The 12,498-nt window shown below is 59.8% G+C and carries 14 protein-coding genes and 3 pseudogenes; 7 read left to right on the top strand and 10 right to left on the bottom strand.

The genetic code is table 11. The features are described 5' to 3' along the window. Positions 1-131: 131 nt before the first annotated feature. Genes arsH through CEG14_RS20500 form a run of 7 tightly spaced genes read right to left on the bottom strand, consistent with a single transcriptional unit; the run spans position 132 to position 4,922 of the window. Complete coding sequence (arsH, locus tag CEG14_RS20530) at positions 132-854, bottom strand: arsenical resistance protein ArsH (RefSeq protein ID WP_094828222.1); 723 nt, start codon at positions 852-854, stop codon at positions 132-134. Further along, positions 847-1,269: an arsenate reductase (glutaredoxin) gene (arsC, locus tag CEG14_RS20525; RefSeq protein WP_094828221.1), complete on the bottom strand. Its 423-nt coding sequence runs from the start codon at positions 1,267-1,269 to the stop codon at positions 847-849. Before arsC ends, arsH begins: the two co-directional genes overlap by 8 nt. 31 nt (positions 1,270-1,300) lie before the next feature. After that, entirely contained in the window at positions 1,301-2,491 is a 1,191-nt protein-coding gene (locus tag CEG14_RS20520; protein WP_094828220.1) for an MFS transporter, read from the bottom strand. Between the two features lie 3 nt (positions 2,492-2,494). Continuing rightward, on the bottom strand, positions 2,495-3,574 hold the full coding sequence (gene arsB / locus CEG14_RS20515) for an ACR3 family arsenite efflux transporter (protein WP_094828219.1): 1,080 nt from the start codon (positions 3,572-3,574) through the stop codon (positions 2,495-2,497). 4 nt (positions 3,575-3,578) lie between these two features. Next, positions 3,579-4,079 (bottom strand): arsenate reductase ArsC, encoded by a 501-nt coding sequence (locus CEG14_RS20510; protein ID WP_094828218.1) that lies wholly within the window; start codon positions 4,077-4,079, stop codon positions 3,579-3,581. A gap of 8 nt (positions 4,080-4,087) precedes the next feature. Further along, entirely contained in the window at positions 4,088-4,582 is a 495-nt protein-coding gene (locus CEG14_RS20505) for an ArsI/CadI family heavy metal resistance metalloenzyme (RefSeq protein WP_094828217.1), read from the bottom strand. A gap of 13 nt (positions 4,583-4,595) precedes the next feature. After that, positions 4,596-4,922, bottom strand: coding sequence for an ArsR/SmtB family transcription factor (locus CEG14_RS20500; protein WP_094828216.1), 327 nt, complete (start codon positions 4,920-4,922; stop codon positions 4,596-4,598). Positions 4,923-5,226: 304 nt separating this feature from the next. Here CEG14_RS20500 and CEG14_RS20495 point away from each other — a divergent pair, with 304 nt between their 5' ends. After that, complete coding sequence (locus CEG14_RS20495) at positions 5,227-6,249, top strand: MerR family transcriptional regulator (protein WP_094828215.1); 1,023 nt, start codon at positions 5,227-5,229, stop codon at positions 6,247-6,249. Between the two features lie 436 nt (positions 6,250-6,685). On the opposite strand, the gene CEG14_RS26820 is transcribed toward CEG14_RS20495, so the two are convergent. After that, the gene (locus CEG14_RS26820; RefSeq protein ID WP_373454212.1) at positions 6,686-7,021 is read right to left on the bottom strand and encodes a VOC family protein; all 336 of its coding nucleotides are present in this window, start codon (positions 7,019-7,021) and stop codon (positions 6,686-6,688) included. Positions 7,022-7,334: 313 nt separating this feature from the next. Between CEG14_RS26820 and CEG14_RS20485 the strand changes: the two genes are divergently transcribed. From CEG14_RS20485 to CEG14_RS26690, 3 genes and pseudogenes are all read left to right on the top strand, one after another. Then, positions 7,335-7,712 carry a response regulator gene (locus CEG14_RS20485; RefSeq protein WP_179280647.1) on the top strand — a complete coding sequence of 126 codons (378 nt, stop codon included), beginning with the start codon at positions 7,335-7,337 and terminating at the stop codon, positions 7,710-7,712. 370 nt (positions 7,713-8,082) lie between these two features. Further along, entirely contained in the window at positions 8,083-8,298 is a 216-nt protein-coding gene (locus CEG14_RS20480; RefSeq protein WP_179280646.1) for a hypothetical protein, read from the top strand. Between the two features lie 820 nt (positions 8,299-9,118). Next, positions 9,119-9,411 (top strand): annotated as a pseudogene (locus CEG14_RS26690) (MmgE/PrpD family protein); the annotation flags it as partial. Here CEG14_RS26690 and CEG14_RS20470 read toward each other — a convergent pair. Continuing rightward, positions 9,392-10,456, bottom strand: a pseudogene (locus CEG14_RS20470) (IS3 family transposase); the annotation flags it as partial. The pseudogenes CEG14_RS26690 and CEG14_RS20470 sit on opposite strands and share 20 nt — an antisense overlap. Positions 10,457-10,584: 128 nt before the next feature. On the opposite strand from CEG14_RS20470, the pseudogene CEG14_RS26815 reads away from it, so the two are divergent. Both CEG14_RS26815 and CEG14_RS26810 read left to right on the top strand, forming a co-directional pair. Continuing rightward, positions 10,585-10,929, top strand: a pseudogene (locus tag CEG14_RS26815) (DDE-type integrase/transposase/recombinase); the annotation flags it as partial. 2 nt (positions 10,930-10,931) lie between these two features. Next, the gene (locus tag CEG14_RS26810) at positions 10,932-11,087 is read left to right on the top strand and encodes an IS3 family transposase (RefSeq protein WP_373454211.1); all 156 of its coding nucleotides are present in this window, start codon (positions 10,932-10,934) and stop codon (positions 11,085-11,087) included. A 96-nt stretch (positions 11,088-11,183) separates the two neighbouring features. Here CEG14_RS26810 and CEG14_RS20460 read toward each other — a convergent pair whose 3' ends face one another. Then, the gene (locus CEG14_RS20460) at positions 11,184-11,774 is read right to left on the bottom strand and encodes a TetR family transcriptional regulator (protein WP_094828211.1); all 591 of its coding nucleotides are present in this window, start codon (positions 11,772-11,774) and stop codon (positions 11,184-11,186) included. Between the two features lie 126 nt (positions 11,775-11,900). On the opposite strand from CEG14_RS20460, the gene CEG14_RS20455 reads away from it, so the two are divergent. Next, positions 11,901-12,203: a 4Fe-4S dicluster domain-containing protein gene (locus CEG14_RS20455; RefSeq protein ID WP_094828210.1), complete on the top strand. Its 303-nt coding sequence runs from the start codon at positions 11,901-11,903 to the stop codon at positions 12,201-12,203. The last annotated feature ends 295 nt before the right edge of the window (positions 12,204-12,498 follow it).

Here is a 12,498-nt window from a genome sequence, read left to right as displayed (position 1 = left end):
CACGCCCGATACGCCTGGCTGCATGGCCTCCCCGGGCTTGAACTGCGTTGACGACAGGCCGATTTCGACCCAAAACGGCCTTTCCCCCAGCCTGCGAGACAGCGCAATTTTGAGCGGTCGAGCCTCAAGGGCTATATCGATTGCTGTCTCGTCCGTGCAGACAAAGCCGCGGCAGATTCTTTGCGTTCGCTGTAGCGGTCGACCAAGTATGGCGCGATATCGCGTGTGAGCAGAGTGAACTTCATGAGCTCCTCAACGACGTCGACGAGGCGGTCATAATAGGGCGAGGGCTTCATCCGACCGGCTTCGTCGAACTCTTGATAAGCCTTGGCGACCGATGACTGATTCGGGATGGTCAGCATGCGCATCCAACGACCCAGCACTCGCATTTGGTTCACTGCGTTGAATGACTGCGATCCGCCTGACACCTGCGTGACCGCCAGCGTCTTGCCTTGGGTCGGGCGCACGGCGCCAACTGACAGCGGGATCCAGTCGATCTGCGTCTTCATCAATCCAGTCATGGCGCCGTGCCGCTCTGGTGAGCTCCACAACATGCCTTCCGCCCATTGGACCAGCTCGTGAAGCTCTCGGACCTTTGGATGGTCTTCGCTGGCGTCATCGACCAGCGGTAGTCCGGAGGGGTTGAACATCCGGGTTTCGCCACCTAGGGCCTGGAGCAGGCGCGCGGCCTCCTCGGCGACCAAGCGGCTGTAGGAACGCTCGCGCAAGGACCCGTACAGCAGCAGGAAGCGAGGCGCATGGGTAGCTCGCGCGGGCGAGAACAGCTCGGCCGTGCTCGGTTTTGCGAACAGTGACGGGTCAACGTTCGGCAAATCGGCGAGAACCTTAGACACGATTGCCCTCCGAGTCGATCAGAGGCTCGCCGTCTTCCTTGTTGAAGGCACCACGTTGGGCCTGGGGCAGGATGTCCAGGACTGCTTCCGACGGCCGGCACAGCCGAGTGCCCAGCGGCGTCACCACAATAGGGCGATTGATCAGGATCGGATACTGGAGCATAAAGTCGATCAACTGTTCCTCAGTCCATTTCGGATCCGACAATCCCAGTTCATCGTAGGGCGTTCCCTTTTGTCGCAGCACGTCGCGCGCTGGTATACCCATAGCGGAAATCAGCTTCAGTAGCGTTTCAGCGTTGGGTGGAGTTTTCAGATACTCGATGATTGTCGGCTCTTCGCCGCTATTTCGGATCAACCCGAGGACATTGCGAGATGTCCCGCAGGCAGGGTTGTGATAGATCGTGATGGAACTCATGACATTTCTCTATTGATACAAAACTAGGATTTCAATTGGCCGTGGGCCGCGCTCTCAACACCACAAGCGCGCCGAATGCTGCCAAGCCAATGCCACCGGATAGCCACAGCGCGTTTGCTCCCCAGGAGTCCAAGGCAAGGCCGAAGAGAAATGGGGCAGCGGCTTGCGCGACCCGCGCCGGCATCATCAACCAGCCCTGGCGAGTGCCATAGCCCTGAGGGCCGAACAACGCCAGGGGCAAAGTGCCTTTGGCGATAGTCAGAATGCCATTGCCCGCCCCGTGCAGAATGGCGAATAACGGGGCCATCGCTGGGCCGCCGGTCAGCAGCACCGCAACGCCGGCCGGATGCGCAAGCGCCGCCAGCCGTGCCGACAACAACGGATGAACCTGGCGGAGGAATCCAAACTCAAGAAGGCGACCAGCCACCTGTGCGGGACCGATTAGCGCGCCTACCGCCACCGCAGCTGTGAGCGTCGCGCCTGTGGCTTCCAGCATTCGCGGCAAATGCGTTGCCATTGCCGTGCTGATGAACCACGTTGCCGCGAAGACGAAGGCAAGAAGGGCCGTAGCGTACCTCTGTTGTTGCGGCGCCGGAGCAGGAGAGGGCGATTCGACATGCGCGCTATTGGAGGCAATTGGGGCTTCAGCCTTCGAGACAGCAGTCGCCTTCGGCAGCCAGGCATTTAGCGGCAGACCGACCAATAGATGCAAACCTGCCCAACCCAGGCAAGCGCCGCGCCAACCGAACTGCGCTTCCATCCAGGCGGAAAGCGGCCATCCGACAGTGCTGGCGAACCCGGCAATCAGCGTAATCCCGGTGATTGCCCCTCGGGCATGATGGCCGTAAAGGCGCACCAGGCTGGAGAAGGCCGCTTCGTAGAGTCCGGAGCCCATCGCTAACCCGATAACGAGCCAGGCGACAACCAACGTCCACAACCCTTGAGCACTGGCTAGCATCCCCAGCCCCGACGCAAACAGCAAACTCGTGCTGACCAGGACGATTCGTCCGCCGCGACGATCGATCGCTTGTCCTGCCCCGGGACCGACCAACGCTGATACGACCATGGCGATCGAAAAGGCCGCGTATACCGTGGGCGCGGATACACCCAGGTCACGGGCTATCGGATCTGCCAACATCGCGGGCAAGTAGTATGAGGACGCCCAGGCCAGGGTCTGAGCGGTGCCCAGCGTGCCGACTACTCGAATAGGGGCGCCGGGCACGAATCAGTACCGCTTGGCGCCGGCGTCGTACCAGCCTTTGCTCTGATTGACGATCCGCACGACCAGCAACATCACAGGCACCTCAATAAGCACGCCCACGACAGTAGCCAAGGCAGCGCCAGACTGGAATCCGAACAGGCTGATCGCGGCGGCGACGGCAAGCTCAAAGAAGTTGGATGCGCCGATCAGCGCAGAGGGGCACGCAATGTTGTGCTTCTCTCCAACGCGGCGATTGAGCCAGTACGCCAAGCCCGAGTTGAAGAACACTTGGATGAGGATCGGCACGGCCAGCATTGCGATCACCAGAGGCTGGCCGATGATGGCTTCGCCCTGAAATGCGAACAGCAATACCAGCGTCAGGAGCAGCGCCGCCATCGAAAACGGCCCGATTCGCTCCAACGCTGCTTCAAACGCCATCTGGCCGCGGCGAAGCAGTGCGTGGCGCCAGAGCTGGGCGAGAATGACCGGAATCACGATGTACAGCCCAACCGACACCAAGAGCGTGTCCCACGGTACGGTGATCGCCGATAGACCAAGCAATAGTCCAACCATCGGCGCGAAGGCGAATACCATGATTGAGTCGTTAAGCGCCACCTGGGACAGCGTGAAGACCGGATCGCCACCGGTTAACCGGCTCCAGACGAAAACCATGGCAGTACACGGCGCCGCGGCCAGGAGGATCAGGCCGGCGATGTAGCTATCCAGTTGGTCGGCGGGCAACCAAGGGAAGAAAATCTGGCGGATGAAAAGCCACCCCAGGAATGCCATCGAGAAAGGCTTGACTGCCCAATTGATGAAGAGCGTCACGCCGATGCCGCGCCAATGCTGCTTGACCTGGCCTAGTGCACCGAAGTCCACCTTGAGCAGCATCGGAATGATCATCACCCAGATCAGGACCCCAACCGGCAGGTTGACCTGGGCGATTTCTAGGCGACCAATCGTCTGGAACAGCGCCGGCATGAGTTGGCCCAAGGCCACACCCAACACGATGCAGAGGAAGACCCAAAGCGTGAGATAGCGCTCGAAAACACTCATTCCAGGGTGTTGGCGCTGAGCGGGGGCCGCTTGTGTACTGGACGACATCGACCTACTCCCGCGACTGACCGATACCACGCAGCTCGGTCTGGAGTGACATGGCGTCAAGGCGGTCAAGCGGCAAAGACAGGAATAGTTCGATACGACGCTTGAGCATGCGCGCTGTGTCGTGGAAGGCCTTGATGCGCTCTTCTTCGCTTCCCTCATGCGCGGCAGGGTCCGGCACGCCCCAATGCGCAGTCATCGGATGGCCGGGCCACACGGGGCAAACTTCACCCGCTGCGTTGTCGCACACCGTGATGATGAAGTCCATCATTGGGGCGTCTGGGGCGGCGAACTCATCCCAGCTCTTGCTGCGGTAGCCGTCTATCCGCAGCGAATACGATTTGAGGGTGTTCAGTGCCAGGGGATGGACTTCGCCCTTGGGTGTACTGCCGGCGGAATACGCCCGGAAACGATCAGAACCGAGTCCGTTGAGCAGCCCTTCGGCCAGAATTGAACGCGCGGAATTGCCCGTGCAAAGAAACAGCACGTTGAAAGGGGTGTGCGACATGGAAATTCCTAGCAGCAGCGAGTGGAGGTGTTTGCTTTCGGGGTGCAGCAACTAGTGGGCGCCGGCGCTTTCACCGGCGGTGCACCGCAAGTCGGTGCGGTGGGTTGGCCGGCTGGCGAGCCATGCGACCCGCCATAGGTCGGTATGGTGCCGAGCGTGTAGAAGTGTTCCCACGCCAAACCTTGTGGATCTGTGATCCAGTATTTCTCGCTGCGGGCGTAGCAGCAGGATGTTTCTCCCTGATCTTCGAGGACCAGGCGGGCAGCCTCAGCGCTGGCCTTCAGCGCCTCCAGTTCCTCGGCGCTATCGGCTTGAATCCCGAAATGGTCTAAGCCTCGCCCAGCGCCGCGCGTTGATATCGCGAAATTCACGGGAGGGTCGTCAAGCATCCACTTTGCGTAATCCGATTCGACGCGGGCCGGCTCCTGGGCGAACAACTGGGAGTAGAAGCCGATGTTTTTGGCCAAGTCGTCGACATGCAAATGGACATGAAAGCGCTTCATGGGAAACTCCCGATTAGCAGGTCGTGCAGCTGGCGTTGGCGGAAGCCTCGCAGGGCGCACCTTCGCAACAGTGCTCGGTGAGGTAGCCGACCAACCCATTCATTTGGGAAAAGTCGGCGCGATAGATTAGGTTGCGGCCCTGTTGCTCGACGCTCACCAAGCCGGCATGGGCTAGCTCCTTCAGGTGAAAGGACAACGCATTCCTCGCAACGCCGAGCTGGTCCGCAAGCACGCTGGGTGTGAGGCCGAGAGGCCCGGCCACAACAAGGGCGCGGAACGTTCGTAGCCGCTGAGGATGGGCAAGGCCTGCGAGGGCGGAAATGGCTTGATCTTCATTCATGATTCAATCATACAACAAATGTTGAATAAAAGCTCCATTAGGCGATCAGTGCACCCACAAGTGTTCACCGGGAAGGCGAATGGCAGCTTTTGGCCGCGGACCGCCCTTGATGATCGGCCGATGGCGACCCGAAACAGTCGGGCGGCCGTGACATCGCCCGGTACCGTTGCGCGGTCGACCTACGTGTGCCACCTCCGGCCTGCTGCGGCAGCCGACACCCAATGCCCACAGGACTTGCAGCACCGCTTGACCCTCACGTAACGTGATGGCCCAAAGTTTGGCCTGCGTATTCGAAGGAGGAAACATGCAACTGACCGTAGGAGAACTGGCAAAGCGTACCGGGCTGACCGTCCGCACGCTTCACCACTACCACGCGATTGGTTTGTTGACGCCTTCAGCGCGCGCCGAAAACGGCTATCGCCTGTACGGTCGCGACGAGATTGCCCGTCTGCATCAGATCCAGGCATTGAGTCGTTTCGGATTGGCGTTGGCGGAAATTGGCGCTTACCTGGACCAGCCCGGCGCGCGCTTGGCGGACGTGATCTCCCGGCAGCTTGCCATGCTGGACCGCCAGATACAGCAGGCCGCGCACCTGCGCGAACGCTTGGCGCAACTGCACGAGCAGCTGGCGGACGGCACGGAGCCTGAGCTGGCCGATTGGCTGAAAGCTTTGGAGATGATGACTATGTATGATAAATATTTTTCGCGAGAAGAACTGGCGCGTTTGCCCCTGTACACCCGTGGGCCGGACGGCGACCCGGACTGGCTTGCGTTGGTCCACGAAGTGGAGCAGCTGATGGAGCAGGGCGTGGCGCCCGAGGAGACTAAACCGCGCCAACTTGCCCATCGCTGGATGGAACTGCTGCTGCGCGATACCAACGGCGATCCGCGCTTGTTGGTGAAGCTGAACCAAATGCACGAGCAGGAGCCCGACATGCAGACGCACGTCGGCATTTCCAAAGCCATGCGCGATTATGTGCTGCGCGCCTTCTCGGAAAGCAAGCTGCTTATCTACGAAAAATATCTGACGCCGGACGAAGCACGGTTCATGCGCGAGCATTACTGCGACAGGATCACGGAGTGGCCACTGTTAATCGCAGAGGTCCGGAACGCTATTGATGCGGGCGCGGCGCCCGACTCGGAAACCGGTCGGGCGCTGGCGCGGCAGTGGTTGGAACTGTTCAGTTCGTATGCGGGCAAGAACCCGGCCACCCACGCCAAGTTCCGGCAGGCACTGATGACAGAGCCCGACTTGACCGCTGGCACATGGGCGGACGACGCGATGCTGGCGTTTGTCCGGCAGGCGATGGGGACGCTGGCGAAGTAGCCAGCCCCCTGACTTCCCGGCACCAGCCGGCGGGCCAGGTGAATGGACAAGTGACGAAACTCATTGCCGCCGCAATACGACAGCTTTGATGCCAGAGCACCTTTGTGGCATCGGTCATGTGAGATTCCGTTCGTTGCTGGGGAGCGGTCTTTCGTGGTGGGCGATGAGGGGCTGCCGACGTTCACTGACCCTGCAACATCCGCCAAAGCAAAAGGCCGCACTAGGCGGCCATTGCTTTGGACGCACGGCGGGGCCGCGCGTTCGAATCCGCAAGGGCGGCCATCGGTGCGACCCGGCAGCTTTCGACCCGTTGCGGCCGTTCAGCTCTGGCCTGCAAGCGTAGGCCTTGTGCAATCCGGGTCCGTCGACGCTCAGAATGCGAGGCGAATCGCACTCGCTGCGGGTCGGACATGACGCGGTGAGCTGCGGACTAGAGTCACTGACTGGGCGGGGCGTGGCAGGCGACGCATAGCTTGTTTCCGTCGAAATCCCGAAAGTATGCGCCGTAGTAATGCTCGTGGTAGTGAGGGTGCAGTGCTGGGCGACCCTCGCAAGCGCCTCCGTTGTCCAGGGCGGCCTGATGAGCTTGGTGCACAGATTCCCTGGTTCGTGCGATGAAAGCGACCATCTTGCCGTTACCAGGGTCATGCGGCTGACCGGTGTATGGTCGACAAATTACGAAACAGGGCCGTTGGCGGTCGCCGGTGTGCCATGCCGCCCAAGGCCTATCGCGATTGCAGAAACGCAGTTCGATACCTATGCAGTCGAACACAGCGCGGTGAAAAGCCAGCGACCGGTCGAAATCGACATCGCTGAAAAAACGTGGGAGATCATAATGCCTCCTTCTGGGCCTGCTTCTGGCCTGGTCACTCCAAACTTCTTCAGCGGCAGCTCAGCATCTTTCAGCGTTTGGTATACACATCGATGCGTCCAGCGGGGCACCAGTATAGGTGCAGTGCGGAGACCGCACGAGTTGACCGCATGACGCATCTATTGCACAGTTCAAAGCTCGAAACCTCAGCAACGGCGTTCATTGACTGATGCGCCGTTCCGGTATATTTCAGCCGTGTAATGGATCCCGGGCAATGCGAGTTCTTATCGTCGACGACGATGCCATGACGGCCGAACTGACCGCCGAATGCTTGACGATGGATTCGAGCGTTTCAGTTCGGACCGTCGGGGACGGCGCCTCCGCTATGCGCGTGGTGTCCGAGTTCACGCCGGACGTGATTCTCTTGGATGTCGAACTGCCGGACATCTCCGGCCTCGAGCTAGCGCCTCAGTTGAAGGTCGCCTGTCGCGAATGCACGCCTCGCGTCATCATCTTCAGCGGCAGCGTCCCAGAAGCCGAGCCGAATTTCTTGCCGGCGGGAGTTGACGCCTGGCTAACGAAGCCAGCGCACCTCGACCAGTTGCTGGATTGCATCTTTCGCCCGATGGGGGCACGTAGCAGGCCGTGGTGAGCGCGAGGCGGGAGCCGCATTCGCTATGCGGCACGTGGCCCGGCTGTGAAGGCGCGCTCGTGGTGCTATTGGGCCAGTGGCTGGACGCCCGGGGAGAGGCCCCAACATGGGGGAATTTTGGGGGTTTCTGGAGCCGAGGTCGGCTAATTTTTACCGAGTCGGTGCGAAGCAGGGCGGGTAGAAAGGAAGCCGGCGCTCGGGCAGATCGGGCCGATCTTGCAGAACCCTTGACCGTCAGCTTTTTGGCTGTGGATTTAACCGAGCCCAGAGTCTTTCGTGGACGCTCGTTCAAGCATCTAGCAATAGCCGCCGGCCGAGCGATTTAACCAAGCTGTTGCAAATTGTCTGCACCGTGCCCAGCTTTGCCTCCGTGCCTCCCGTATTGAAAGCGATGTCGGCGGTCGCCACCGTGCCCAAGGTGCTGGCCTATTCATGGCGCCGCGAGCACGGTCTGGCAGCGCTGGAGCTGCCGATCGCCCTGCCAGCGAACCAGGTCGTGATGGTCAGTTACCAAAGCCGCGACAACGATCCGACCGTGCGGTGGCTTGGTGATGTCATTCGGTCGATTTCGGCATCGGGGGATTGAGCGGCGACGGGCGCGCCCCTAGCGCTTCCTGGGCGGCACGACCATGTAACCGTGCTCGAATTGCCGGACGGCCCGGTTGTCGGTCTTCCTTTCGCTTTGTGACATCCACCTCGACAGCGCCCCGGCAAGGGGGCGGGCCTCGGACTCAGTCAGGTGTTCGGGTACGTTAACCAGTCGGGCGGCTATCTCGATGTGACCAGTGCTCCCAACAAGGGCACGACATTCACCCTATTTTCCCCAAGGTTATTTTGTGAGCGGCGTTCGGCCTCGGAGTTTGTGGCGATCCCGGGCGCAATTTACGATGAAGCGAACAAGATTTCTACATGCCGAAGGATTTCTCCGGCTTGCCAGGGCTTCGGCATGAACCTCGTCGAAGGTGGCAGTGTCTCCGTTACCGGCAGATAGCGTCCGGATGTCAGCAGCACCGCAATCTCTGGCATTCCTGCCACTATCCGCCGAGGTAGCTCGAGACCATCGAACGTGCCAGGCATCTCAAGAGCCGCGGATGCGGCCCTTGCTTATTCAGGAACTAGCAGATGGTTGCCTGCTCTGGAAACATTCCGCGAGGGAGACGATATCATCTGCCCGCTTTGTTGGAGTCTGGTTACTATGTTTTTCAGCCGATCATGGGAGCCGACCCAGTAGGCTTGCCATCGCATACGGCCTCCGAAGCACCCATGTGCGCGTGAAGGTGCGCTTTGAAGACATCGATGAATGCAATAGCACGCGCGGATAGCACTCGACTCTCAAACAGGGCATACAACATTGCACGCGGTAGCTCCCAACCAGGCAACACGCGAACTAGGTTTAATTCTTTAAGCGGTACTGGCATAGCACCGGTACTGTGGGCGCGTTTGGCGCAGCCGCTGCTGCCGGTTCCGCCTACGGTTGAAGTCAAGCGCAATTTGCCCATGCCCTTGGCACCGCCGCCACCTTTTCGGCGGGTTTGCAGCAAGCTTTTCGCACCGACTCCATGTAAAACCTCTGCATGCTGCGCGGGCGGCAGAAGCCGGCGTGCTCGCATCGAAGGCCGCGTGGCGGGGGCTGACGGGGGCTTGGGACATGCTGGACGGAAAAGGGGGGCTGGGCCAAGCTCACGCGGGGTCAGATGACCGAGTGAGCCGTGGAGACGATGATGGTTGTAATCGTCCTGCCAAGCTCTCAGTTTTTGCTGCAGATCGTGCAACGTGATGAATTCATGTACGTTAAGGAATTCATCACGCAGTCGCCCGTTAAACGACTCGATCAGCCCATTATCCGTCGGCTTGCCTGGGCGTGTGTAATCAAGTTTGATGCCGCGGCGGTATGCCCAGTCGTCCAACGCCCGAGACGTAAATTCCGTTCCGTCATCCACGGTGATCGCCCTGGGCAAGCCTCGCTGGACCGCCGACCGGTCCAGCGCCTGACCGACGCCCCGGCCAGTCTGCCGAAAGATGGCCTCTAGGCAGACACTCTCGCAACTCCATTGATCAATGACGGTCGAGATGCGAACGCTGCGTCCGTCTAGCAACTGACCATGAACGAAGTCCATGCTCCAGTGCTGGTTCGGCCCGGTCGGCACTGGCGGCTTGCCTCGCGATAGAGCAATGCGTTTGCGACGCTTGACCTTCATCCGCAATTGCAGGCCTTCCAGGCTATAGAGACGATAGACGCGTTTCTTGCCTACGTTTCAGCCCTCGCGTTGCAGCGTCACTAACACACGCCGGTAGCCGAACCTTGGACGACTCAGGGCGATGTCGCGAATGCGCTGGCGCAGCGCGCTTTGGTCTCGCGCATGGCTCTTGGCGTACCAGGTCGACCGTTGCAGCAGCGCCAGTGCGCAAGCGCGATGTACGCTGATCTGGAAGCGCTCGTGAATCCATGCCGCCAGCTCGCGCCGTTTGGCGGCCTTCAGACATTTTTTTCGCACCACCTCCTGCAGGATCTGCTTGTCCAGCGTCAGATCAGCGACGATGCGCCGCAGGCGTGCGTTCTCATCCTCCAGCTGCTGAAGCTTACTCAGCTCACTCACCCCGAAATCGGCGTACTTCTTCTTCCACGTGTAGAAAGTCGCCTCCGACACGCCCAACTGCCGACATACGTCGACCACCGGCATACCGCTCTCTGCCAGTCGCAGCGCGTAGGCGATTTGCTCTTCGGTAAATCTCGACCGTTTCATGGCTCATCCTCGCCCCGCGCGGGGCGCTGAGAAGCAACCTTACCTCTAGTTTTGACCTGTACGGACATTCCGGGGGCACGTCACAGGACGTCGCTCCGGAGAACTTGGTCAATCGTGATTTCCAGGCCGTGGCGCCAAACAAGAAATGGCTCACCGATATCACAGAATTCCACTTGCCGGCGGGCAAGGTATATCTGTCGCCCATGATCGACTGCTTCGACGGGCTTGTGGTCAGTTGGTTCGTGGGCACGCGTCCGGACGCCGAGCTTGTAAACACCATGTTGGATGCTGCCATCGAAATAGTCGCAGACAGTCCGGATCGACCGATTGTGCACTTCGACCGCGGTGCCCATTACCGCTGGCCTGGGTGGCTCTCGCGAATGCACAAGGCGCACCGCGCGCGTTCCATGTCACGCAAAGGGTGTTCACCGGATAACGCCGCCTGCGAGGGCTTCTTCGGAAGGTTGAAAACGAGATGTATTACCATCGCGACTGGATCAATACGACGCTTGAGGGCTTCATGCGGCAGGTGGACTCCTATATCCACAGGTATAACCGGCATCGGATCAAAATCTCACTCGGTGGCATGAGTCCCTTGGAATACCGGCAGCATCTGGAAATCGCAACATAACCAGTCTAAGAAAACGTCCGCACCTCTGCTGGGTCAGCTTTCAGTGCAAAACAACACCCGCAAATTGGATAGTTCAAAATTGAAGAGCGGCTGCTTCTACAAGTCGCGCACCGCGGCGAACGCTCTGGCCATGATTGGCCGCAAATCTGCTTGGTCACCCTCTCCGTACCACTCGTCCAAGCCAGCGGTCCAGGCCGATGTGACGGCCCCCACAATGATCCGCGCTTTGAGAAGACTGAGCTCGTTAGCACCATATCGCTCAACAAGAACCTCGGACAGTGCTCTCTCTCGCTCCATCCGCTTCTCGCATTCCTTCGCAAGTAGAGGTGGGGTCTCCTTTAAAAGGCGTACGAGAGCAAAGGCCATATCTGGCATCGCGTCGTAAAGGTTCAGAGTCGAGCCCAGCGTTTCACAGACGGCATCAATCGGCCCCTCTTCGGACGGCCGTCCTCGCAGCTCCTCGACTAGCTGGGCGGTCTTGTCAGCGTGCCAAGCGAACACCAACTCCTCTTTGGTAGCGAAGTAGCGGAAGAAGGTGCGCCTGGCGATGCCCAGAGGCTCGACGATCTGGTCAATTGTGGTGTTCGCGAACCCTTGCTTCAGGAAGAGTTCGAGCCCAAGCCTAGACAGTTCCGACTTAGTGCTGTGCTTTTGTCTTTCACGGAGGGTGGAAGTCTTATCGATCATCTGTGACGCCGCGACTAATTCTCAAAAGTGACAAGATAGCACATTGAGACAAATGGCACGTTGTGCCATAATTTTCCGCGTTGCCACTTTCGCCTCCTGTAGGAGGCCAGGATTTACTGGTGCCCCATGAATGATTCAGTCGAGCAGTCCGGCGCCTCGTGTAAGCATCCACCGGGCAAATTTGTGCCCCGGATCAATCGCAACCGCTGTGAGGGCAAAGGTGCTTGCGTCACCGTTTGTCCTCACAACGTCTTCGAAACAGGTGTACTTCCTGCCGAGGAGCGGGTCGGCCTGACTTGGCTAGGTAAAGTGAAGGGATTCGCGCACGGGTGGAAGCAAGCCTTCGTTCCCAACGCAGATGCCTGTGAAGCCTGTGGGCTATGCGTAACCGCTTGCCCCGAACGTGCAATTACACTGGCGCGGTCGTGATGCAAGGAGTTGTTGCTCAATAAATCTCCGCAGCCTGGGCGCAGCGGTTCTGTGTCAACCGGTCTGTTCCATTGCCTGTGCCGGGTGAATTCGCAGTTGTGAACGGGGCGAGCGTCGCCATGCCCGGGGTGTATCTCCACTTCCGGTTCGTGTTCTTCCGATTAGGGGCCTGCACCAGCCGGTAGGGGGGCTCAGTAGCCCCCTTGCTCCCGTGTTTAAGGCATTCCCGGCGTACTTCTCGCCGCTATCGCCTAGTCGCGCCTACAGTCACTAAACGCCAAGTGGCATAAAATGC

It is taken from the genome of Bordetella genomosp. 1 (assembly GCF_002261335.1).
GTDB lineage: Bacteria > Pseudomonadota > Gammaproteobacteria > Burkholderiales > Burkholderiaceae_B > Bordetella.
Note: the sequence above shows the minus strand (reverse complement) of the source record. Positions and strands in the feature narration are given on the sequence as shown.